This window comes from Rothia sp. CCM 9419 (genome assembly GCF_048512815.1).
Lineage (GTDB): Bacteria > Actinomycetota > Actinomycetes > Actinomycetales > Micrococcaceae > Rothia.
The window spans coordinates 204,535-228,444 of sequence record NZ_JBLXXY010000001.1 but is presented as its reverse complement, the minus strand read 5'-3'; the positions used below and the strand labels follow the sequence as shown (position 1 = coordinate 228,444).

Here is a 23,910-nt window from a genome sequence, read left to right as displayed (position 1 = left end):
TTCACCATAATGTCAGTACTACTGATATTGGTCTTGTTATCATCTGCCGCTCTTGGCCAATATCAGATACCTGTTACTGAAGTATTTTCTTCTATCTATCGACGATTCTTTGGAGACTTAGACACCTTACAGCTCTCAGATGCCACGCTATGGAATATTCGTTTTCCCCGCATCCTTCTTGGAGTGCTTGTGGGTGCTGCTCTGGGTGTTTCTGGTGCTGTCATGCAATCAATTTTTGGCAACCCACTAGCAGAACCAGGCGTTATTGGAATTTCTGCAGGAGCAGCCGTTGGAGCATGCACAGCTATCGTCTTTGGGTGGACGTTCCTTGGAATTTTTACTGTTCCAGTTTTTGCGTTTTGCGCGGCTCTAATCACCACAGCTTTGGTATATATTTTTTCTCGCTCACACGGTAAAGCTGAAGCTCTTTCGATGATTCTTGCCGGTGTCGCAATTACGGCAGTTGCAAATGCTCTGATTGCTTTAATGATTTTTATCGCGGACGATGCTTCTCGTGACCAGATTGTTTTTTGGCAGATGGGCTCACTCAACGGAGCAACATGGAAAGCAGTCTATACAGCTTTTCCTATTATTGTGATAGGCCTTGTTATTTGTGCATATATTGCTGCTGAGCTCAACCTATTAGCTTTAGGAGAAAGAGCTGCTCAACACGCAGGAGTCCATGTTGAAAGGCTTCGTATCATTGCTGTTATTGCAACAGCCCTTCTAACGGGTGTTGCGGTAGCTTATGCGGGGATTATTGCTTTTGTCGGGCTGATTGTCCCCCATGTGTTACGTCTACTTTTAGGGCCCTCAAATATTTTGCTTCTTCCAGCATCTGCTTTAGGAGGGGCGTTGCTGATTGCTTCTTCAGATTTAGCAGCACGTACTCTTGTTGCTTTTGCAGATTTACCTATTGGTATTTTTACAGCCCTTGTTGGTGCCCCAACGTTCTTCCTCCTGTTACGGAGAACCATCAAAAAAGGACGTGTATAGCGTGCTCAATGTTCATAATGTTTCGGTCTCTATCGGGGCAAAAGACATCCTTTCAGAGGTTTCTTTTAAGGCTCATGCCGGTGAGGTGGTTGCTCTCATTGGCCCTAATGGTGCTGGTAAATCGACACTTCTTTCAGCAATTTGTGCCGATGTTTCGCTCAGTTCTGGGCACGTAGAATTTAACGGTATTTCCTTATCGTCATTGTCGGCGCGTGAACTGGCTCAAAAACGCGCTGTTCTTCTCCAAAAAACGGAAGTATCTTTTCCGTATTCAGTAGAAGAAGTCGTTGCGATGGGGCGTACACCGTGGAAGGGCACATCTGCTGCTCAAGAAGACGAAGATATTATCCAACGATGTATGCGCATCACTGAAGTTGAGCATATGGCGCTACGCGATATTATGACGCTCTCCGGTGGTGAGTCGGGCCGTGCTCATCTAGCACGTATTTTTGCTCAAAGTACTGAACTCATTTTGCTCGATGAGCCGACAGCAGCATTAGATATTTTGCATCAAGAGCAGACTCTTAAAAATGCTCGTGCTTTTGCTCAGCAAGGCGCTACTGTTGTGGTGGTGTTGCATGATTTAGATGTTGCTGGAGCGTACGCCGATTCTATTGTGCTGTTAAATCGTGGCAAAGTTATTGCTCAAGGGTCTCCTGAGCAGGTGTGTACATCTCAAAGGCTCAGCGAGGTTTATGGTCACCCTATTGAGGTGTTGCGTCATCCTTCAAATGGTAGGCTTCTGATTCTTCCAGAACGGCATGAATCCTAGATAAAGGTTCTTCCATCATTTTTCTTAGGATATATACCTCCTAGGGATGAGGTATTCTGCCACTTCTGTGGTTACTCTGATATAGAGTCGTCTTAGGCTGTATAGGTCATATATTTTATTCATCATCATAATGGGGTTTATTTCGTGAAAAATACTGGTTCGGTATCAACTGATTCCACGTTAAGTACGCCCTCGTCTGAGGATCTTATGAAGAATGGGCTCAATGAGGTTCAGGTTGAACAGCGTGTTCGTGCTGGCATGACGAACCACCAAGATCAGTCCTCTTCTCGTAGCACTTTGACGATTATTCGCACTCACTTATTTACCCTTTTTAATCTTGTTTTAGGTCTATGCGGTGCAGTTGTTATTGCTTTAGGACGTTGGCTTGACACCTTATTTCTTTTAGCAGCGATTGCCAACGTTGTTGTTGGTTTTATTCAAGAGTTCTCTGCCAAACGTAAACTTGATCAGATTGCATTATTGCGTCGTGATCCGGTGAGTGTCATTCGTTCGGGCTCTGTTGTTCAGCTTCCCATGGAACAACTTGTTGTCGATGATGTTGTATTGCTCAAACGCGGTGATCAGGTCCCTGCTGACGCGTTAGTGTTAAGTTCTGACGGATTAGATGTTGATGAGTCCATGCTCACTGGAGAAAACGATCCAGTTGCTAAACGTACTAATGACAAGGTTTTGTCAGCTTCTTCTGTTGTTGGTGGAACTGGCCGTGTCCGTATTTATGCAGCAGGTACGTCATCTCACGCAGCGAAGTTAGCTCAAGAGGCTCGAAAGTTTAGCGTTATTCATTCTGAGCTTCGTGCCGGAATGGAACGCGTAGTTCGGTGGATTACTTATGCGTTAGTGCCAATCATTGCAATTGTTCTTAACGGGCAGATGGTAGCTGCTGGTGGTTGGCGTTATGCTTTTGAGCATAATGTCTGGCAAGACGCCATTATCGTTGCGGTATCTTCTATTGCTTCTATGATTCCTCAGGGGTTAGCCCTGATGACAACGATTTCTTTTGCAACTGCTGCAGTCAAGCTTGCTCAAGATGATGTTCTGATCCAAGAACAACCTGCCGTTGAAGTACTCGCTCGTGTTGACGTGGTGTGTTTTGATAAGACAGGAACTCTCACTGAAGGCGGCGTACGTTTTAATGAGCTCCTGCCGTTATCTGTTCAAACATCACAGGACGACTCTTCTTCTGCCCTGTCAGAGGCGGGGCAACAGGCGCTTGCGTGGTTTGGTGCTGATGAAAACGCTAACCCTACGGCAGCAGCTTTAGCTGACGGTTTCCGTGTTGTTCCGTCAAGCCCCGTACGCGGTGTTATTGCATTTTCGTCTGCACTACGGTTTTCTGCAGTGGAGTTTGATACTGGAGCGTGGGTATTAGGCGCCCCTGAAGCTCTCTTAGAGGGCGGCTCTGCAGAAAGAGAGCGTGCTCAGCAACTTGCTTCTAGTGGATTACGGACGATGGTACTTGCCCATGCTTCGTCGTTAGAACGCGATGCAAAGGGTGAGGTGGTACCTCGTATTCCCACTGCTTTGAAGCCACTTTGTTTTGTAACGTTCCGCGAGCAAGTTCGTAAAGAAGCACCTGAGACACTAGCATATTTCCGGTCACAGGGAATTGATTTGAAAGTTCTTTCTGGTGATAATCCGCAGACTGTTGCGGCAGCAGCAAAGACTGCTGGTATGGATGTTTCTGCTGGTGCTATTGATACGTCCTTATTACCTGATGAAGGCCCTGAACTTACTGAAGCCGTGTTGAACCATGCTGTTTTTGGTCGTGTAAATCCTCAGCAGAAGAAGAATATGGTTCTTGCGTTGCAAGAGCATGGTAAGACTGTTGCAATGACCGGTGACGGTATTAATGATGCGTTAGCTCTCAAGCATGCTGATTTAGGTATCGCCATGGGAAATGCTGCTCCAGCGACGAAAGCTGTTTCTCGTTTGGTTCTTTTGGATGGACGTTTTGACCGGTTACCGTCGGTGTTGGATGAGGGTCGAAAGATTATCGCCAATATTGAGCGTGTGACGAATCTATTCCTTTCAAAGACAGCGTTTGCGATTTTATTGGGTATCACCTTGGGTATTTTGTGTTGGAAGTTCCCCTTCTTACCACGTCAGTATTCAACAGCTGATTTGTTGATTGTTGGTGGCCCAGCGTTCTTTATTACGATGTTCCCTAATACTCGTAAATATGTTTCGGGGTTCTTGAACCGTGCATTGCATTATGCGATTCCTACCGCGGTGATTATTACAACGATGCTTGTTAGCGTTAATTTCTTAGGTCGTTCTTTGGGTAGCGCTGTTGTTGAAGAGCAGATTCAGACGGCTACTTTTATCACGTTGACCATGATTGGTATTTATAACGTGACAACCGTTATACGTCCGTTGCGCTCATATCGTTTAGCGATGGTTGGGTTGCTCTATCTTGGTATGGTTGCAGCAATTCATGTTCCTCTCTTACATGAATATCATCAGTTTATGATGCCTCCGGCAGAGTTACATCTGTGGTCTGTTGTTCTTGGTGTTCTTGGCATTGTTCTTGTGGAAGTGAACCTGCGTTTCCATCAGCGTTGGTTGCGTCGTTATCACCCTCAAGCTGTTGAAGCAGAACGTGCGGCTCGTCTCTCATAGCGTTTCTAAGAATCAGTTTTGCTGTAAGAAGGATGGTCGTTTTAGACAAGTTTTTTAAGATATTTCCCTTAGAGATATTCCTCAATCGAAATATATACTTGTCAATCACGTTTTATGTAGATAGCTGTTATTTTCTGCGGGTATTGCAAGAAAACGCTCAGAGGGTGTAAAGTTACTGCCGAAAGCGCTTCTTCAAGCGTTTACTCATACCATCACAGGATTGTTACTGAGATAGCAGGCAAGACCTGAGTTACATTGTTCAACATCATCATTTTTAGATGCATTATTTGTTGGACCACCGGTTATATTACGGTAGCTCTCACAGCAGAGAACTACCTTCCAAAGTATTGCTTTGGAAACTCGGTGAGGTGTAGCTCGGGTCTTTTATGTTTTCTCAGGACTTTCCGCACACACCAATCCAGAAGGAGTACCAGTGAACAACTCCGAGATGGGTGCCAAAATCCTCGAAGGTCTTGGCGGCCCAGAAAATATCTCGCACTTCACTCACTGTGCAACCCGTCTGCGCGTTACCCCTAAGTCACGTGCAGCAATCAACACCGAAATGATTGAAAAAATCCCCGGTGTTCTTTCCATCATCGAACAGTCCGGACAGACCCAAGTTGTTCTTGGCGACAAGGTTGAAGCTGTTTACAACGACATGCTCAAACTCCCCGGCATGAACACTGTTGGGGAAAGCTCCGGCAATTCTTCCGCTGAAGGCGAGAAGAACGCTAGCGTCCTCACCCGCGTATTCGACGTTCTATCTGACTCATTCCGCCCAGTTCTTTGGGCACTGCTTGGTACCTCGATGATTCTAACCCTCATCGTATTCATGCAGCAGATTGGCTACTTCGGTCAGTACGTTGACCTCACCGGCGAAACCGTAAACATCGACATCGTTAACGGCCCTCGTCTCTCTGATCCAGAAGTTGCAGCAGCCATGCTCGATGAGTGGCGTCGTGCTTATCCTTTCTGGTTCCTCATGCTTGCAGCATCACTTTCTGTTTTGCAGTTCATGCCTATCATGATTGGTGCTACCGCTGCTAAGCGTCTTGGCGCAAACATGTGGGTTGGTGCAGCTATCCCTGCAGCATTGATGACCGGCGTTTTCCAGGGCTTCAACAACATCGCAGTTGATGGCGTTGTCAACGTTCCTTTCCTCGGTCTAGATCTTCCTTTGTACGTCATGAACTACACCGGACAGATCTTCCCGCCGTTGTTCGCAGCTGCTTTGCTTGCTCCACTTGAGCGATTCCTCAAGCGCGTTATTCCTACCATGCTTCACATGGTATTTGTACCAATGATTTCGGTCATGATTCTTGTTCCCGTTACCGCATTCCTCGTTGGTCCTTTCGGTATCAAGTTCGCATTGGCTATCTCTGACGTCATCGGTGGCGTTAACGAAGTTGCTCCTTGGCTTGTTGGCGGTCTCATCGCAGGTCTCTACCTCTTTATGGTTCCTCTTGGCCTACACTGGCCTTTGAACGCGGTCATGATCAACAACCTTCAGACCATCGGTACCGACTTCATCCAGTCCCCTATGGGTGCGTACAACTTCGCAGTATTCGGTCTCGTAACCGGTGTTGCTATCCGTGCTAAGCAAAACAAAGAACTCCGCCAGACCGCTGTTGGTGCAGCTGCTTCCGGTTTGCTCGGCGGTATCTCTGAGCCTTCACTCTACGGTGTTGTACTTCGCTACAAGCGCGTTATTCCTCTCATCTTGGTACCTGCTGTTATCGGTGGTGCTACCATCTCCGCATTGGGTGTTAAGTCCTACGCATTCGCATTTACCTCCTTGCTCTCTATCCCTGCGATGCAGCCTGCTGGCTACTACGTCATCGGTCTTTCCATTGCGTTCTTCGGTGCGATGGCTGGTGTTCTCGCATTCGGCTACGAGTCCAAGACTCCTGCTGCCGGCAAAGTAGCTGAGAAAGTAGCTGCTACCGCTGGTGCTGCTGCAGGCGCTGCCGGTGCCGCTGCTGGCGCTGTTGCAGATAAGGCTCAGGCTGCTACTTCCGCTGTTCAGGAAAACCTTCCTTGGGTATCCGGTGAAGCAGTAGAGATTTCTTCCCCTCTTGAAGGCGAAGCTATCGCGTTGTCTGAGGTTCCAGACCCCATCTTCGCAGCTGGTCAGCTCGGTAAGGGTGCAGCAGTTGTTCCTAGCGGAAACTCTGTTGTTGCTCCTGCTGCAGGCAAAGTTGCCGCAATCCCCGCTTCTCGCCACGCTATCGGCCTCAAACTCGATAACGGTGTAGAACTTCTCATTCACGTCGGTATCGACACCGTCAACCTCAACGGCGAAGGCTTCAATGTTCTCGTTGCTAAGGGCGACCGCGTCGAAGCTGGTCAAGAACTTCTTACCTTTGACCGCTCCGTCATTGAAAAAGCTGGCTACTCCCTCGTCACCCCCGTTCTTGTCACTAACACCGTCAAGTACGAAGACGTTGCAGGCGTAACTGGCGACGTAAACACCTCAAGCAAGTTGCTCTCTATCACCGCTAAATAAGGGATTCTTCCTTTTCTCAAAGTGCTGATATAAAAGGCTGGGTGTCTTACCAAAGATTTTTGGTAAGACACCCAGCCTTTATTGATGAGGGGAACATATTTTTATGGGTGCAGAGGTAAAACTTTATGCACGTGTGGAATACCAGCTTCCATAAATTCTTCACCGTATTCTTCGAACTCTCGATATAACGTATCTTTCAGATAAGACTGTGCTGTTAGCTCAATACGATCAGCTGATGTATTTTCTTTAATCCAACGAATACCGGTTTCAAGGATGGTGCGTCCAAGTCCCATTCCTCGAGCTTTCTCGTGCACTGCGACTCTTCCGATTGTCCAAGCCCCAGGCATTAGTTCATGTGATTCGTCGACGTATTTGCCACAATCGAACATGCGGATATATGCCAAGATTGTTCCGTCAGCGTCCTGATGGAACATGTGTATACAGTTAGTATCTGTTTCGTCTGGGTCTGGTTCAGTAATTTTTTGCCCGCGGGTAAAAACTTCTGCTCTGGTGCAATAGATTCCGTGAAGTTCGCGAAGGGTTAGTTCGTCGAAAGATTTAACCGTAAAATCTGGTTGTTTTTGTTGTTCGATCATCGTAACCACCTTAGGCTCTATCATTGTGAACATTGCGTGAACATAAACGAAAACCCCGCTCTGGAATATATACCAGAACGGGGTTTTTGCGGTGCGCCCTGTGGGGCTCGAACCCACGACCCACGGATTAAAAGTCCGATGCTCTACCAACTGAGCTAAAGGCGCTCCACCAAGCTCAAACGAACTCAGCAGGTACTACTATACAGCAATTATCGAAAAAGTAAAAACTCCACAGAGAATATTTTTAACGCGATAAGGAGCACATTTAAACCCTCTCACCCTCAACACTAAAAAACCTAGAATATCCCTATGCCCCAAAACCCTCGACCCAGCAGAACACACCACCGCCCCGTCGCATTCTCCACTGAGGTCTTCGACCGTTACCCTGGTGGTTCAGACCCTCAAACAACCGCACAGGCAGCACACTTCTCAGCGCATGCACTATTACAACAAGGAAGAAAAAATACCGACCCAAACATTACCCAAAAACTTGTCCACTTCACCGACACCTTCGGCTTAGAAACACTCGCCGAAATGTGGTCACAAGCGCCTGCTCTCTCTTTACCTGGCGCACTCTGGAGAATCTACCTCATTAGAGACACCGTCCACACACATACAACACAAATCGCGCACTACTATGCTCGCGGAATGGAACAAAACTGGCGTTCCTCCCTCATCGCAGGTGTAGCAGACCCACCCACCGAACAAGAAGTCGCAGAAACCACCAACACCATTCTCACAGGAGCCTACACCGGAGATTTCGACATAGCCTTAGAACGTTTCGCCGCATTCTGCGCTGTTATCGCAACAGGACAACGAGCTACCGCGCACACCATCGTCTCAGGCAAAAATTATCCCACGCGCTCATCTGAGCCAACGCTACAACCTGAACTACACCCCAGTGCAGAAGTACAGACAGAAGCACGTAGACGAGCAGAACGACTCCACTGCAAAACTCAACAGCTCCTTACTATCTCCCAAGAACTCGAACAAGCAGCACAATCATGGCGAGCAGGCACCCTCGAATAGACACCAACAACGCTATCTACACATGTAGCATCATCGGTATCGAACGTTTGACATCCTCATGAAAAGAGAAGAAACTAGATATAGATGTCAGGCTGCTAATAGGTAGCCCCGGGCTCCAAAAATATAGCCGCTACGAGCGGCCTTCCGCCGAGAGGCGCTCCCAGCCTGACATCGCCTAAAACACTTCCCCAGAACGGCTCATCTGCCTGCATCACCACTACGCACATCATAAGTTTGCGGGGAACCACCCGAAGGAAAGCCGTGTTTGACTACTTATTCCTCTCTGAAAACTCTTCTCTAAAATCTCTGGCAGAACTCTCACGAAAAGTTATCAACTCAGCAGATATGCTCTCAGAGCTCGTGGGCTCTATAGAACAAGCTGACACCTCTAATATCCTCGATGAGATGTTCACACAAGAAGCACAAGCACAAGACCTATTCTTTACCACCATGACACTCGTACGCAGCTCTTTCGCTGCTCCCCTACCTCGAGAAGACCTCTACACGCTAGCAAACCACCTGATGACAGCGGTAGAACGCCTCACCAGTGCCGCACATGTGCTTTCACTACACCGTATTGAAAGATTCCCCTCACATCTGACCACGATGCTCGACCTCATCCAACGAGAAGCCGTCCTAACAACAGCTGTTATCCCAAAACTCGAAGACCTCAAAGGACTCGACGAATACTGGATTGACATGCTACGCATCTCACGCCAAGCAACACGCACAGCAGAAATCTACAGTGCCGAACTTGTCGACCAAAATAACAGCCAACATTATATGAAGCACTTCCAATTCATTACAGAACTTAAAGCTGTATCTGATTCCATGAGAGCAGTCTCCGCACAAATTGGTCGCATCGTGGTACAGGAATCATAAATAGTGAGCATCATCCTGTTTATCCTCGCATTTTTAGGACTCACCGGCTATCTTTTCGTCACGGGATTCCATGATGCACCCAACGCCGCCGCCGTCCCCGTACGAACCCGCGCACTCACACCAAGAATAGCGTTACTTGTCGGCGCCTGCCTTAACTTCTTAGGAGTCCTCGCTGGTACAGCCATCCTCACAAACCATCACTCACAATGGGTGAAGGTACCGCTTAACAATGTAGGCTTAGCCATCCTCCTCACAGCTTTCTTCGCTCAAATAGTATGGGGCCTCATCACCTTTTGGCTTAGGATGCCCTCCTCGTCTACCCACGCTCTTTTTGGCGGACTCATTGGCGCAGTCTGGGCGGCGAATGAATCAAATATTGCGACCGTTAACCCGCTCACAGAGTCTTTTAAAAGCTTCATTCTTGTTCCGTTTCTGGTGCTCCCCGCCTTAGTATTTTTCCTCTCGTGGGCAACAGTTTTTCCTCTATCGCGTCTGACGTCTAAGGCATATCCGCGTGCAGTCCATAAGGTCTCACGCCACGCAATGTCGATGTCAAACTCAGCTATTTCTCTCATACACGGGATTCAAGTGGGACAACGAGCATTATTGTTCTTCTTATTAATGTGTCTATGCGCAGATATATCGCTCACCCCGTTATGGGTTATCGTGGCCATTCTCTTCTTCGCGCTAACCCTCGCAGCAGGAACCCTCGTGGGCGGATGGCGTATCGGGCACACCTTTGCACATAAAATGGTTCAAATCGACCCATTCCGTGGTGCAGTTGCACAGGGAACAACAGCAATAGCTCTCTTCTTATCTCAAGCTTTTCTGCACACACCCGTATCTTCATCTCATTTTGCCTCCGCCTCCGTGCTCGGCGCAGGCATCAATCAAAGGTTCTCTTCTGTACGTCTTCCTATCGCGCTCAAGGTTATTTTGACGTGGGTGGCAACAGTACCAGCGGCGTTCTGTATCGCCTCATTATTCTTTCTGCTACTCTCCCCAGCTCTCAAATAGCCTCAGAATCTTTTCATGAATTATTCATGCACACTCGTACTGCATCACATATACGATGAGGGGTGTAACGCATGCACGCGTTACACCCCTCATCTTCTGCCAGCAGACTTCGGTCTTATCCGAAACGGCCAAGAATATAATCTTCCGTTGCCTGCTCTTTCGGTCGGCTAAAGATCTCTCGAGTATCACCGTACTCAATCAGTTTTCCAGGCTTACCAGTGCCAGCAATATTGAAGAATGCGGTCTTATCTGAAATACGTGAGGCTTGGTGCATATTGTGGGTCACAATCACCACGGTATAGTCTTCTTTCAGTTCATTAATCAAATCTTCTACCGCCAAAGTAGAGATGGGGTCTAACGCAGAACAAGGTTCGTCCATCAAAATAACTTCAGGTTTGACGGCGATAGAACGAGCAATGCATAAACGTTGCTGCTGGCCGCCAGAAAGATCACCGCCTGGCTTATCAAGACGATCTTTGACTTCATTCCACAGGTTTGCACCTTTCAAAGAAGTCTCTACTAGCTCATCCGCATCACTCTTAGAAATCTTACGATTATTGAGCTTCACCCCAGCAAGAACGTTCTCGCGGATAGACATCGTCGGGAACGGATTAGGACGCTGGAAAACCATACCAATCTTCGCACGAACTGCTACAGGATCAACTCCCTTACCATACAAATCATGCCCGTCAAGGCGAATACTTCCGGTAACGCGAGCGCCGGCAATAACTTCGTGCATACGGTTCAACGTACGTAAGAACGTTGACTTACCGCAACCAGAAGGCCCAATAAAAGCAGTGACCGAGCACGGTTCAATCGTCATATTGACATCTTCTACAGCAAGAAAATCACCGTAGTATACGTTGAGGTTTTCAACATCGATTCGCTGAGACAAAAGAGTTTCCTTAACTATTGCGAGTGGGAGAGAAAAAGTATTATGAGCGGCTTGTCTTCGGGGCAAAAACCTTTGCCACCAGTCGAGCAGCTAGGTTCAACACCATGACAATGACGATAAGTACAAGAGCAGCTGACCACGCTCGACCTTCAGAAACGGCAGCAGCGGTTGGGCTAGTTGGTGTCATCAACTGGTAGTAGATGTATGTTGGCAATGTTGCCATCCACCCACCAAAAGCATTCCAGTTGATGGAGGTGACAAACCCTGCAGTTACAAGAATCGGGGCAGTCTCACCAATGACGCGCGCAATTGCAAGAGTCACACCAGAGGCGATACCAGAAATGGCAGTGGGAATAACAACTTTCATAATGGTGCGCCATTTACGAACGCCTAGCGCATATGCAGCTTCACGTAATTCGTTAGGAACAATACGGAGCATCTCTTCTGCGTTACGGACCACGGTAGGAACCATCAGAACTGATAAGGCTACAGCCGCAACAAAACCTGTTCTTTCAGAGGGGTTAGCTGTTGCGAAGGCGAAGAATGATGCCGCAAAAAGACCAGCCACAATTGATGGGATACCAGTCATCACATCGACGAAGAAAGTAATTGCTTTCGCAAGGACACCACCTTTGGCGTATTCCACAAGATAGATGGCAGTGAGCAGACCGACAGGAACCGACATCACTGTTGCAAGGAGAGTAATCTCTAACGTTCCTACTACCGCATGGTAGATACCGCCGAGGACGGCGCCTTCACCGCTTAATGCAGCGTTATCGTGAACACCTGTTACGCCCTTCATCGAGGTGCTCAACAAATCAACCGATAAGTGAGGCAGACCTTTAGAAAGAACAACCCAAATCACCGAGGTCAGTGGGATAAGAGCACCGATAAAAGCTCCAAGAACTAGGAACCGCGCTAAAGAATCCACTCCACGGCGTCGCCCTTCAACCATTCCCGTCACTATCGGAGCAGCAATGATGAAAGTTACTGCGGAAAAGAGACCCCAGCTAACCCACGAAAACCCAACAACCGAAGCGAGCGCCGCTCCGAAGGTTACCGCTAGGGCAGCTACTGCGAGAGGCATCCAACGTGGTGCTCGTCGAACTCCAAAATAGTCAGATGATGATAATGCGATACTCATGAGTTATGCCTTCTTGCGGTAGCGGCTGACGATAAGTCGTGCTGCGATATTGACGATGAGGGTGATGACGAAGAGCACCAAACCGGCAGCAATGAGTTCTGACATGCGTAAGCCATAAGCTTCAGGGAAGTTCAACGCAATTTCTGAGGCGAAGGTTTGGTTTCCGGAGGAGATAATGGAGGCGGTGAGTGGCCCTCCAGAGAGTACGAGGGTGACGGCCATGGTTTCGCCGAGTGCGCGTCCTAGTGCCAGCATGACGGAGGAGATAATTCCGGTTCGTGCAAAGGGAAAGACCGTCATACGAATCATTTCCCAGCGTGTTGCGCCTAACCCTAGCGCTGCTTCTTGTTGCAGTTTGGGGGTTTGGATGAAAAGTTCACGGCACATGGAGGTGATGATGGGCAGAATCATGATACCGAGGACGACTCCTGCGGTGAGGATGGTTTTACCTGTTTGTGAGGTGTTCCCTGCAAAGATGGGTAACCATCCCATGTGTGTTCCGAGCCAGTCGTAGATGGGTACGACTTGTGGTGCGAGCACCATGGCTCCCCATGCACCAAAGATGACGGAGGGGATTGCGGTGAGCAGGTCGATAAGGTAGCTGACCGGTTTCGCAATTTTCTTTGGTGCGTAGTGGGAGATGTAGAGGGCGATACCGATTCCCATGGGTGTTGCCAGAAGTAGCGCTATGGCTGAGGCAATAAGCGTTCCAACTGCTAGCGGGTAGATATAAGACCAGAAGCTGCCTTCGGTGAGTTCTGCTGCTGGGGCAGAGAAAACTGGGGCTGCTTGGATGATGAGGAATATAGCAACGGACGCAAGAACAGCGAGAATGAGGATTCCTGCACCGAGTGAAATTCCGGAGAAAATCTTGTCAGTGGCTGGGCTACCTGCATGTGTTGCCTGTGAGAACGGGTTGAGTGTTGCGCCGTTGGTGGGGCGTGAACCTTGAGGACGGTTTGTCTCGTTGTCTGGCTTTTCAGAATAGTGTGATTCTGTTGGCCCTGGAAGTGTGGACCGTATTTGGGTAGTCATGAATGCGCTCTATCTCGGTTCTGCGTTCGTTGCTGATATTTATTTCGCGACGGTGATGGAATCGACTGCTTTTTGTGCTTCTTCGCGTAGTGCTGGTGTGAGCGGCGCTGAAGATGCGGCGTTAGCAGCGTCTTGCTGTCCTTTTTCAGATACGACGTAGCTTTCGTATGCTTTGACGAGGTCTACGGTGTTCTGGTCTTTATAGGTGGAGCAGACAATGTGGTATGAGACGAGCACGATGGGGTATGCGCCGCTTTCGTTGGGTGTACGGTTGATGTCGATGGACATGTCGTGTTCGTTCATGGAGCCAACTCGTTCAGAGATTTCTACCGTTTTAGCGGCAGATTCTGGGGAGAGTTTGACGTAATCTTCACCGGTTTTGACGGATACTGTTCCGAGGCTTCCGATGGCTGATGCGTCGGCGTAGGTGATGGCGCCTTCTGTTGCTACGGTGGTGGAGACGACACCGGAGGTGCCTTTATTTGCTTCACCGGCATATTCGGAAGGCCAGTTACCGTCAGCTTCTTTGCCCCATGCACCGTTTGAGGCAGCTTCGAGGTATTCGGTGAAGTTTTTGGTGGTGCCTGAGTCGTCAGAGCGGTGGACGACGGTGATGGTGGTGTCAGGAAGTTCGACACCGTTATTTTGGGAAGCGATGGCAGTATCGTTCCATTTGGTGATGTCGCCTTTGAAGATTTTTGCGATGGTTTCGCCGTCGAGTTTGAGTTCTTTGACGCCGGGTACGTTGAAGGCGATAGCGATAGGTGAGATGTATACGGGGATGTCGATGCCGCCGTCTGCACCGCAGACAGCTTTGGATGCTTCGTATTCTTCTTTGGACAGATGGGCGTCAGAGCCGGCGAAGTTTGCTGCTCCTGCAAGGAATGCTTTGCGTCCTGCACCGGAGCCGTCAGGAGAGTATTGTACGTTTGCGCCGCTGTGTTCTGTTGCGAAGCCACTTTCCCATGCGGTAATTGCTGCCTGCTGTGAGGATGCGCCGATACCGGTGAGGGTTCCGCTGATGTTGCTTTGGGTATCGGAGGATGAGTCGTTGGTGGTTGTTTTGACTGCATTATCAGATCCGCAAGCAGAAAGAGCGAATAGTCCGATAAGGGCTAGGGAGCCTGCGCTTGCAAGAGCTTTTGCTTTCACGAATTGTCCTTTTCCGTATGTGAAGAAAATCTGAGATATTCTCTATCTCAGGTGTATGGGTAGACCGTTGAATGGGGTGTCGGTAGTTGTCCCATACAGGTGCAACTCTAGGAGTGGAAAGTTGCTCATAATAAACGCTTACGTGAACGGTTCCTTAACTCTGTGCTATTTTCTTGTTCTTTGTGTTGAGCGCCTACACTAGAGAGCATGGGAGTTTCACACGCGTGGTCGCGTCTTGTACAGAGTTTTTGTGACTGGTTTATGACTGGCATGAGAAGGGTTCGTGAGGGCTTTTTCCAGTCTCTTCAGATTGTTGCTTCTGGTATCGGTGCATATATTTTTGCTCAGCATGTTCTTGGGCATAGTGAACCAATTTTTGCTGCTACGGCGGCTATTGTTTCGTTGGGGTATGTGCGTGGTGCTACTCATGCGCGGAGGATGTTAGAAGTAACTATTGGTGTGACGTTGGGTGTCATTATTGGTGATGCGTTGATGTTGCTTCTGGGTCGTGGCATTTGGCAGGCTGCAGTAATTCTTCTGATTTCTATTTTGGTGGCACGTTTTCTTGACGATGGCATTATTTTTACGATTCAGATGGGTTTGCAGTCCTGTCTGGTAGTTTTGATGACGCCCACGGTTGAGGGTCCTTTTTTGAGGAGTCTTGACGCTATCGTGGGTGGTGCTTTTGCGTTTTTGATGATGTTCCTTTTCCCGAAGGATCCTCGGGTGTCTCCTCGTTGGAATTCTCAGAAGTTATTGGCAGCTTATAGTGAGGTGCTCAAGGAATCTGCTGCTGCGATGGAGGCCTATGATTCTAAGGCTGCGTGGATGGCGTTGGCCAGTGCCCGTAATTTACAGCCGCTGTATGCGACAGCAGATGGCGAGGTGGTAACGGCTAAGGGTATGGCTCAGTTATCGTGGTTGGGCCGTAGCCATCGAAGTGAGTTGTTGGAGTTAGCTTCTACGTTGAATGCTGTTGATTTGGCGATTCGTAATACTCGTGTGTTGAACCGGCGTATGGCTTCTACGTTGGCTCATGTGCAGCTCTCTGAAAGTGCCATTATTTCTTTGACGACGGTGCTTTCTAAGTTGAGTGTTGCGGTGACATTGTTAGGTGAGGCGGTTTCTCATCGTGAGGACCATATTCGTTCGGATCTTAAAGCTCAGACGGAACGTCATTTAGTGCGTATTGCTCAGCAGCTTGACCCTGTGCTGATGGGTGTTCGTACGTTGGAGGCGGAGTCTTTGGTGTTGATGGTTCGCCCTCTTGTGGTTGATTTGTTGGAGGCTACGGGGAAGTCTCATGATGAGGCGGTTCAGTGTTTGGTGCCGTTGACAGTTTCGATGACGGAGCATGCGCCACGTACTCAGCAGATTCCGGCAATTCCTCAAGATCCGCAAAAGCAGCGTGAACTTTTAGATCAGGCTCTTGAGCAGTCTGAGGATTCTTCTACTGGTGGTCGCGGTTTGTGCCCTGATGATACTCGTACGTTGAATATTGTGTTGCGTTCTCAGCTCAGAGGGGATCAGTAGTGCCATGTTGGTAGGCTGTATCTTGAGTTTTAGTGTGGAGGGTCGTTAATGAGTGCTCGTAAGTCTTCTCGTTCTGCGAATACGTATCGTTGTGCTGAGTGTGGTTGGACGACCGCTAAGTGGGTGGGGCGTTGTGGTCAGTGTCAGCTATGGGGAACGGTAGAAGAAATTCATGGTGCTGCTGTTGCTAAGACTGCTCCTGCTTCTGCGGTAGCTCAGCCGGCTCGTCCTATTGGGTCGGTTGATTCTACGGTTGCTCAGTATATGCCGACGAGTAATCCTGAGTTTGATCGGGTGCTTGGTGGTGGTCTTGTCCCGGGCGCGGTCATTTTGATGGCTGGTGAGCCAGGTGTCGGTAAGTCCACGTTGTTACTGGATATTGCGGCTCGTTTTGCTCGTGGTACAGGTGCTGATGCGTCGCATCGGGTGTTGTATATTACCGGTGAGGAGTCAGCGGCTCAGGTGAAATTGCGTGCTGATCGTATTGGTGCGGTGGCAGATACGCTGTTTTTGACCGCTGAGACGGATTTGAGTGTAGCTTTGGCTCATGTTGAGCAGGTGAATCCGGCGCTCTTGATTGTTGATTCGGTGCAGACTCTTGCTTCTACTCAAGTAGAGGGAAGTGCCGGTGGTGTGACTCAGGTGCGTGAGGTTGCTGCTTCGTTGATTGCTGCAGCAAAGTCTCGAAATATGTGCACTCTTCTTGTGGGTCATGTGACGAAAGAGGGCACGATAGCTGGCCCACGTCTTTTAGAGCATTTAGTTGATGTCGTGTGCCAGTGTGAAGGTGATAAACATTCGCAGATTCGTCTTTTGCGTGCTGTTAAAAATCGTTTTGGCCCAACCGATGAGGTGGGTTGTTTTGATATGCATGAGGACGGGATTGCGCCTGTAACTGATCCGTCGGGGCTTTTTGTGTCGAGGACAGCGCACCCTGTATCTGGTACGTGCGTTACGGTAACGATGGAGGGGCGTCGCCCCTTGTTAGCGGAAATTCAGGCGCTATTAGATCAGTCTTCTACTGCCCAGCCAAGACGGACAACTTCTGGTCTTGATCATTCTCGTATTGCCATGCTTTTGGCTGTGCTTCAGAAGCGTGCAGGGTTTCATGTGGGTTCTTTAGATTGTTATATTTCGACCGTTGGTGGCGCAAAAATTGCTGAGCCAGCATCTGATTTAGCGGCGGTGATGGCGTTAGCATCGGCTGCGCAAGATCAGCCTCTGCCGCGTAAGCTTGCTGTTTTTGGGGAGGTCGGGCTTGCTGGTGAGGTTCGCCCTGTTCCTGGTATTCGTCAGCGTATTGCTGAAGTTGCGCGCCTAGGTTTTACTCATGTTATTGTGCCGGCTTCTCCTGCGGGTGTGGGTGAGGTTCCTGCTGGTGTGAGCGTTCGTGAGGTTATTTCTTTGAATGAGGCTTTAACGTTGTTGTTCCCTGCTGAGAAGTCCTCTAAAACCTCCTAATTTAAGGTTTATGTTGTTACTGGCATAAGATGGTTTTGTGCAGTCTGTCTACAGTGAACGTCTTCTTAAAACTATTGCTCGTATTGCTCCTGGCACCGAGTTGCGTGAAGGGTTAGAGAGAATCCTTCGTGGTCGAACCGGCGCTCTCATTGTGCTCGGCAATGATAAGACGGTATCTCAAATATCTTCTGGTGGTTTTGCGATTCATACAGAGTTCTCTGCAACTCGGATTCGAGAGCTTGCAAAGATGGATGGCGCCATTATTTGTGACCGTGAGGCGACGCAGCTCATTCATGCTGGTGTTCAACTTTTACCTGATCCTAGTATTCCGACGCAGGAGTCTGGTACTCGTCATCGTACTGCTGAGCGTGTTGCGGTGCAGACGGGTTTTCCAGTGATTTCGGTGAGCGCGTCGATGTCTCTTATCTCGGTGTATGTGGACGGTATCCGTTATACGGTGGAAGATTCTCAGGTGTTGATGAGCCGAGCTAATCAAGCGATTCAGACGTTGGAGTCTTATACGAAGCGTTTAGAGCAAGTTCTTCAGTCACTGTCTTCTTTTGAGATTGAGTCGAGTGTTACGGTTCGTGATGTTGCAGCTACTTTGCAACGGATGGAGATGGTTCGTCGTATTTGCACTGAAGTAGGGTTTTATGTGTTGGAGCTTGGGGTTAGTGGTCGTCTCATTGCGTTGCAATTAGAGGAGTTGACCCGTCCAGATACTCCCGATGCTCGAGTGATTCTTCGTGATTATTTGCCGGCAGAAGGCACCCCTCATAGTGAACAGGTCGATGTGGCTCTTAGCGGTTTATATTCTCTTGATGATAGAGAACTTGTTGATTTTTCGATGATTGCAGACGCTATCGGTTTAGATGGACAGAATTTAGATGTGCCGTTGTATCCGCGTGGGTATCGTCTGTTATCGGGTATTAAGTCTATGCCAGGGGCAGTTGCGTCTCGTATTGTTGAACAATTTGATGGTTTGCAGGGGTTGATGTCTGCTAGTCTCGATGATTTGCGTGCTGTTGATGGTATCGGTGAGCAGCGTGCTCGTGTGATTCGTGAGTCTCTTTCACGGATGGCAGAGGCATCTTTGCTTGAACAGTTCAGATAAAAATACGGCGTATTATTTTTCAGCGTTAAAGGTTGAGCGCCGACAGTGTAGAAAACACTGTCGGCGCTCAACGTTAAGTTTATGGTACTAGCCGGTGACGATGATACGAACAGGCTTGGAATGTACGCCGTTTACGCTTGCAGTAGCCCAGTAGTGTCCAGGCTGAATGGTGCGTTTAGTGCCACAACCGAGGACGTTTAGGGAACGGTCCCAAGTAATCACCTTAGTATCGGTTGCACCAGCAGCGATTTCTGCTGGGTCAGCTGCAGCAGCGTTGCACTGTGCGTAGTTGTATACCTGAGCTGGACCAGAGATGATGTTGACATCGACGGTTCCGGCATTACCTCCAACAGCACAAGGAGTTCCGGCTGTGTTGGTGTAAGTAACTGCCATAGCAGGGAACTGACCGGCACCGTAAGAATTCTTATCAACGGTTAAGGAAACAGCCATGTCTGCTGCGGAGCAAGCTGATACTACGGCAGGGCTTTGCTCTTCGGTAGGTTCAGCAGTAGCAGTCTCGGATGCAGCTGCATCTTCAGTGCGCTGTTCCTGAGTTGGTTCAGCTGCAGCAGTCTCTGCGGCTTCTGAAGATGCACTAGCTTGTGCATCATCTTCTTTTTTCTGCTCTTGAGCATTATCTGAAGCCTGCGCAGAAGCAGAATTATCTGCTTCGTCTTTATCTTTATTATCTTTGTCGCCGTCTTTATTGTCGGCGTGGGCAGACGCTGAAGCTCGGTCTGTAAAATCGCTAAAAGGAGCAGCTGAAGAGCTGGACGCTGTTGCTTGTGAAGCAGAAGCGTCTGTGTTCTTAGATGAGCCGCTGAGCGCTCTCACAATAGACACAAAACCCCAGATAAGAAGGATCAGCACGAGAAGAAGTGCTAAGAGTGCAAAAATACGACGTCGGATGTACACCTGCTGTGTAGGCTCGTCGCCGTGTGGATCTTCGAAACCATTTTGAGACATATATCTAGAATAGCGTGTATTGTGCTAGTTTTCTGCCCCTATTGGCTATGGATATGTTAAATCCTTTATGGTGTTCTTGTGGCTTCTGAGCATTTTCATTCATCACCATCGGCACAAGAACTCGCCGTCATCCACCAAAACGTTATTTCGTGGTTCGAGAAGAACCAAAGAGACCTTCCGTGGCGTGCCCCTACACGCACGGGGTGGGAGGTGATGGTCAGTGAGTTCATGCTCCAACAAACCCCCGTCAAACGTGTGTTACCGGTCTGGGAATATTGGCTTGAACGGTGGAGTACGCCGGCTGCTCTTGCAGCAGAAGATTCTGCAACTATTCTTAGGGCATGGGGACGACTTGGGTATCCTCGGCGTGCTCTTCGTCTTCATGAAGCCGCAAAGACGATTGTTGAAAAACATTCTGGTATCGTCCCTCAAAGTTATGAGGAGTTAGTGGCGCTACCCGGTGTTGGCTCATATACAGCTGCTGCTATTAGTGTTTTTGCCTTTGGTGGCAGAGCAACAGTTATCGACACTAATATTCGACGAGTTCATAGCAGACTTATTTTGGCGAAAGCCTTACCGGGTAAATCTCTTACAGCAGCACAAACTCGATTAGCGCAGTCACTCATGCCAGAGTCTTTAGAAGATTCTGTCCAATGGAATGCGGCAACAATGGAGCTTGGTGCTCTTATCTGCACTGCACGTACCCCACAATGTCAGGCATGTCCGGTACAGGAGCATTGTGCGTGGGTTCGTGAAGGAAAACCTCCAGCAGATTACACCCCTAAAGGGCAGTCTTGGCACGGCACAGACCGTCAGCTTCGAGGTGCTATTATGGCGGTTTTGCGTCAGGCTCTCACACCTGTGCCACCAGAAATGTTTTTCGACGCTCATACGGTAAATCATCGCCCAGATATTTCTGAGGAGCTAACGCATTTACATCAGCTCAATAGTCCTTTTGAGCAGAAAGAGCGGTGTTTATCTACGCTAGTTCATGACGGGTTAGCTCAAAGAACTTCATCGGGTTTGAGCCTTTAAAGAGTGAGGTGTTTTCTCTACTGGAATGTTCAGGGGACGGGAACTAAACCGATGCGAGTCGTTGCGTGAGCGCATAGCCGAAAATAGACGCAAGGGCGGGAACTAAAAACCTCCCTCCCCCACACAGGGGGGAGGGAGGTTTACTAGTCATTGACGACCTCTATAAGTTTCTTGAGAGTTGAGGTGCTCCCAAGAATGCCTTTACTCTTCTGTTTCGGAGCTTTGAGCGTGCTCAACGATTTCTTCAGCTTCTTCTTCTGCCTCGTGGGCGGAGAAGTCTACTGAGTCCTCAGATAATTCGCTCATCGTGACGGAAGAGAACACAAATTTTGCGAGGTCTCCTTCGCCTACCGTATCGACCGTGATTTTTTCTCCCGGTTTGATCTCTCCAAAAAGAATCTTTTCGGATAGAACATCTTCAATGTTTCGTTGCATTTCACGGCGGAGTGGGCGTGCACCCATCGCAGGATCATATCCCTTTGTTGCCATCAGAATCTTGGCAGAGTTTGTGAGTTCAATGCTCATATCCTGCTCCGCAAGACGCTGAGCTAAACGACCAGTGAACAGGTCCACAATCTGCAAGATTTCAGTCTCAGAAAGCTGCGGGAAGACGACGATATCATCAACACGGTTCAAGAATTCTGGACGGAAATGCTCTTTGAGGCTTTCCATCACGCGTGCTTGCATCCGCTCGTAGTCACCTTCAACGTCTCCAACGCTTTGGAAACCGACAGGTACTTTACGTGCCATATCACGAGAACCAAGGTTAGTGGTCATGATGATGACGGTGTTTTTGAAGTCGACGACACGTCCTTGAGAGTCGGTGAGACGTCCATCTTCAAGGATTTGTAGAAGTGAGTTGAAGAGGTCGGCGTGAGCTTTTTCTACCTCGTCAAAGAGTACGACGGAGAAGGGTTTGCGTCGTACTTTCTCGGTGAGCTGTCCGCCTTCTTCAAAGCCCACATATCCGGGAGGTGCGCCGAAGAGACGAGAAACGGTGTGCTTCTCTTGGTACTCTGACATGTCCAAGGTAATGAGGGCAGATTCATCACCAAAGAGGAACTCAGCAAGCGCTTTAGCAAGCTCGGTTTTACCAACGCCGGTAGGTCCAGCAAAAATGAAAGAGCCACCAGGACGGTTGGGGTCTTTGAGTCCAGCACGAGTTCGACGAATAGAACGAGAAAGAGCTTTAATAGCGTTCTTTTGTCCGACAACTCGTTTGTGGAGTTCATCTTCCATGGTGAGTAGACGGCTGGTCTCTTCTTCGGTGATTTTGTAGACCGGAACACCCGTTGCGTAGGCAAGAACTTCAGAAATCACGTCAGGAGTGACTTCACCGAATTCGTCTCCGCCTTCGCGCCACTTCTTCTCTGCCTCATCTTTTTTCTCGATGAGTTGTTGTTCGCGGTCGCGAATTTCTGCTGCCTCTTCAAATTCAGAAGCAGCAATAGCAGCTTCTTTTTCTGTTTTAAGCTGGGCGATACGTTCTTCGAGATCTTTGATTTCAGGTGGTGCTGTCATGCGTTTGATACGTAGACGTGCGCCCGCTTCGTCGATGAGGTCTACTGCCTTATCGGGGAGGAAACGGTCAGAGATGTACCGTGCAGACAGATTTACCGCTGATTCGATGGCTTCATCTGAGATGGTCACGCGGTGGTACGCTTCATACTTGTCGCGCACACCTTTGAGAATTTCAATAGCCAGAGCTTGTGAAGGTTCATCGACCTGAATAGGTTGGAAGCGACGTTCTAAGGCCGCATCTTTTTCGATGTGTTTACGGTACTCATCCAAGGTGGTTGCGCCGATAGTTTGCAGTTCGCCGCGAGCAAGCATGGGCTTAAGGATTGAGGCTGCGTCGATGGCGCCTTCTGCTGCACCAGCACCAACGAGGGTGTGGATTTCGTCGATGAAGAGGATGATGTCGCCACGGGTGCGAATTTCTTTGAGAACTTTTTTAAGCCGTTCTTCGAAGTCTCCGCGATAGCGTGAGCCAGCGACGAGTGAGCCGAGGTCGAGTGAGTAGAGGTGCTTATCTTTGAGTGTTTCGGGAACGTCTCCGTGCACAATTGCTTGAGCGAGCCCTTCGACGACGGCAGTTTTACCAACGCCTGGTTCACCGATGAGCACGGGGTTGTTCTTGGTGCGGCGTGAGAGAATCTGCATGACGCGTTCCATCTCGCGGTGTCTGCCGATGACCGGATCCATTTTGCCTTCGCGGGCTGCGGCAGTGAGATTGCGTCCGAATTGGTCGAGGATGGCAGAACCAGCAGGCGCGCCTTCTTTGGAGTTTCCAGCACCAACACCGGCAGTTTCTTTGCCTTCGTTGTTTCCGGAGTATCCTGCGATCAAGTCGGTGACGGTTTGACGAACTTTAGCACCGTCTACACCGAGCTTGGTGAGAACCTGATTTGCAACACCCTCATCGGCGCGTACGAGCCCTAAGAGGATATGTTCGGTGCCGATATAGCCGTGGTTGAGTTGGATAGCTTCACGCATCGAAAGTTCTAGAACTTTCTTTGCCCGCGGGGTAAAAGGAATATGGCCTGATGGTGCTTGAGCACCGGGGCCGATGATGTCTTGAACTTGCTCTCGAACACTCGAGAGGTTTACTCCTAAGGATTCTAGTGCACGAGCGGCGATACCTTCACCCTCGTGGATGAGACCCAATAGGATGTGTTCGGTGCCGATATAGTTGTGGTTTAGCATGCGCGCTTCTTCTTGCGCTAGAACCACTACGCGCCGAGCACGGTCGGTAAATCGTTCAAACATTGAACACTCCTCACAAAATCTTACGTTATGCAAAACATTACGCGTATTTTTGTTCTTTCTGGGGGCTGTTCGCATGCGGTGAAAAGATAAGTAGTTAAACGCCCCCCTCTTAGGAGTCTTTAGACCCTGTTTGAGGTGTTCACTTACCACGTTCGGTGTTGGTAAGTTATTTATGGGCAGACTTACTATTTTTGTTAAAAAAGAAAATGAATGGCGTTGACAACATTCAGAAGAATTTAGTTTCTTTAAAAACTATTAAGATAAGAAAGCTTATAAAATACAGCAGTGGGAAATATGCTGATATATCAATAGATACATATCCCCTAAAGTGTGGACTAAGAATAACTTTATACATTTCTCAAGAAATA

The 23,910-nt window shown here is 48.8% G+C and carries 18 protein-coding genes and 1 tRNA gene; 11 read left to right on the top strand and 8 right to left on the bottom strand.

The genetic code is table 11. From position 1 onward, the window contains the following. Positions 1 to 9 precede the first annotated feature (9 nt). The 4 genes from ACN08W_RS01125 to ACN08W_RS01110 all read left to right on the top strand — a co-directional run bounded on the left by ACN08W_RS01125 (position 10) and on the right by ACN08W_RS01110 (position 6,914). Positions 10 to 996, top strand: coding sequence for a FecCD family ABC transporter permease (locus ACN08W_RS01125; RefSeq protein ID WP_419108582.1), 987 nt, complete (start codon positions 10 to 12; stop codon positions 994 to 996). 1 nt (position 997) lies between these two features. Continuing rightward, positions 998 to 1,768, top strand: coding sequence for a heme ABC transporter ATP-binding protein (locus ACN08W_RS01120; protein WP_419103125.1), 771 nt, complete (start codon positions 998 to 1,000; stop codon positions 1,766 to 1,768). A 144-nt stretch (positions 1,769 to 1,912) separates the two neighbouring features. Beyond that, positions 1,913 to 4,408: an HAD-IC family P-type ATPase gene (locus tag ACN08W_RS01115; RefSeq protein WP_419108581.1), complete on the top strand. Its 2,496-nt coding sequence runs from the start codon at positions 1,913 to 1,915 to the stop codon at positions 4,406 to 4,408. 433 nt (positions 4,409 to 4,841) lie between these two features. Continuing rightward, positions 4,842 to 6,914, top strand: a complete 2,073-nt coding sequence (locus ACN08W_RS01110) for a glucose PTS transporter subunit IIA (RefSeq protein WP_419108580.1) — start codon at positions 4,842 to 4,844, stop codon at positions 6,912 to 6,914. A 101-nt stretch (positions 6,915 to 7,015) separates the two neighbouring features. On the opposite strand, the gene ACN08W_RS01105 is transcribed toward ACN08W_RS01110, so the two are convergent. Together ACN08W_RS01105 and ACN08W_RS01100 are read right to left on the bottom strand one after the other, a co-directional pair. Continuing rightward, positions 7,016 to 7,510: a GNAT family N-acetyltransferase gene (locus ACN08W_RS01105; RefSeq protein WP_419106657.1), complete on the bottom strand. Its 495-nt coding sequence runs from the start codon at positions 7,508 to 7,510 to the stop codon at positions 7,016 to 7,018. A gap of 92 nt (positions 7,511 to 7,602) precedes the next feature. Beyond that, a tRNA-Lys gene (locus tag ACN08W_RS01100) sits at positions 7,603 to 7,675 on the bottom strand. 144 nt (positions 7,676 to 7,819) lie between these two features. Here ACN08W_RS01100 and ACN08W_RS01095 point away from each other — a divergent pair. From ACN08W_RS01095 to ACN08W_RS01085, 3 genes are all read left to right on the top strand, one after another. Beyond that, positions 7,820 to 8,539 (top strand): histone acetyltransferase, encoded by a 720-nt coding sequence (locus tag ACN08W_RS01095; RefSeq protein WP_419108579.1) that lies wholly within the window; start codon positions 7,820 to 7,822, stop codon positions 8,537 to 8,539. A 261-nt stretch (positions 8,540 to 8,800) separates the two neighbouring features. Next, positions 8,801 to 9,421: a DUF47 family protein gene (locus tag ACN08W_RS01090; RefSeq protein ID WP_419103130.1), complete on the top strand. Its 621-nt coding sequence runs from the start codon at positions 8,801 to 8,803 to the stop codon at positions 9,419 to 9,421. Between the two features lie 3 nt (positions 9,422 to 9,424). Continuing rightward, a complete protein-coding gene (locus ACN08W_RS01085) occupies positions 9,425 to 10,438 on the top strand; it encodes an inorganic phosphate transporter (RefSeq protein ID WP_419103131.1) in 1,014 nt (337 codons plus the stop codon). Between the two features lie 115 nt (positions 10,439 to 10,553). On the opposite strand, the gene pstB is transcribed toward ACN08W_RS01085, so the two are convergent. From pstB to pstS, 4 genes are read right to left on the bottom strand one after another with little or no spacing between them, the layout of a single operon-like run. Then, the gene (gene pstB, locus ACN08W_RS01080; protein ID WP_419108578.1) at positions 10,554 to 11,333 is read right to left on the bottom strand and encodes a phosphate ABC transporter ATP-binding protein PstB; all 780 of its coding nucleotides are present in this window, start codon (positions 11,331 to 11,333) and stop codon (positions 10,554 to 10,556) included. 40 nt (positions 11,334 to 11,373) lie between these two features. Then, positions 11,374 to 12,477, bottom strand: a complete 1,104-nt coding sequence (gene pstA, locus ACN08W_RS01075; RefSeq protein ID WP_419106659.1) for a phosphate ABC transporter permease PstA — start codon at positions 12,475 to 12,477, stop codon at positions 11,374 to 11,376. Between the two features lie 3 nt (positions 12,478 to 12,480). Continuing rightward, positions 12,481 to 13,512 (bottom strand): phosphate ABC transporter permease subunit PstC, encoded by a 1,032-nt coding sequence (gene pstC, locus ACN08W_RS01070; protein WP_419108577.1) that lies wholly within the window; start codon positions 13,510 to 13,512, stop codon positions 12,481 to 12,483. Between the two features lie 39 nt (positions 13,513 to 13,551). Next, entirely contained in the window at positions 13,552 to 14,664 is a 1,113-nt protein-coding gene (gene pstS / locus ACN08W_RS01065; protein ID WP_419103135.1) for a phosphate ABC transporter substrate-binding protein PstS, read from the bottom strand. A gap of 207 nt (positions 14,665 to 14,871) precedes the next feature. Between pstS and ACN08W_RS01060 the strand changes: the two genes are divergently transcribed. The 3 genes from ACN08W_RS01060 to disA are packed head-to-tail and all read left to right on the top strand — an operon-like array spanning position 14,872 to position 18,772. Beyond that, positions 14,872 to 16,197, top strand: coding sequence for an FUSC family protein (locus ACN08W_RS01060; protein ID WP_419108576.1), 1,326 nt, complete (start codon positions 14,872 to 14,874; stop codon positions 16,195 to 16,197). Between the two features lie 48 nt (positions 16,198 to 16,245). Next, a complete protein-coding gene (radA, locus tag ACN08W_RS01055; protein WP_419106662.1) occupies positions 16,246 to 17,658 on the top strand; it encodes a DNA repair protein RadA in 1,413 nt (470 codons plus the stop codon). A 37-nt stretch (positions 17,659 to 17,695) separates the two neighbouring features. Then, a complete protein-coding gene (disA, locus tag ACN08W_RS01050; protein ID WP_419103138.1) occupies positions 17,696 to 18,772 on the top strand; it encodes a DNA integrity scanning diadenylate cyclase DisA in 1,077 nt (358 codons plus the stop codon). Between the two features lie 87 nt (positions 18,773 to 18,859). Here disA and ACN08W_RS01045 read toward each other — a convergent pair whose 3' ends face one another. Continuing rightward, positions 18,860 to 19,738 carry a hypothetical protein gene (locus ACN08W_RS01045; protein ID WP_419108575.1) on the bottom strand — a complete coding sequence of 293 codons (879 nt, stop codon included), beginning with the start codon at positions 19,736 to 19,738 and terminating at the stop codon, positions 18,860 to 18,862. 78 nt (positions 19,739 to 19,816) lie between these two features. Here ACN08W_RS01045 and ACN08W_RS01040 point away from each other — a divergent pair, with 78 nt between their 5' ends. Continuing rightward, positions 19,817 to 20,773 carry an A/G-specific adenine glycosylase gene (locus ACN08W_RS01040; RefSeq protein WP_419103140.1) on the top strand — a complete coding sequence of 319 codons (957 nt, stop codon included), beginning with the start codon at positions 19,817 to 19,819 and terminating at the stop codon, positions 20,771 to 20,773. Between the two features lie 201 nt (positions 20,774 to 20,974). Here ACN08W_RS01040 and ACN08W_RS01035 read toward each other — a convergent pair whose 3' ends face one another. Then, entirely contained in the window at positions 20,975 to 23,542 is a 2,568-nt protein-coding gene (locus ACN08W_RS01035; protein WP_419103141.1) for an ATP-dependent Clp protease ATP-binding subunit, read from the bottom strand. Between the last annotated feature and the right edge of the window lie 368 nt (positions 23,543 to 23,910).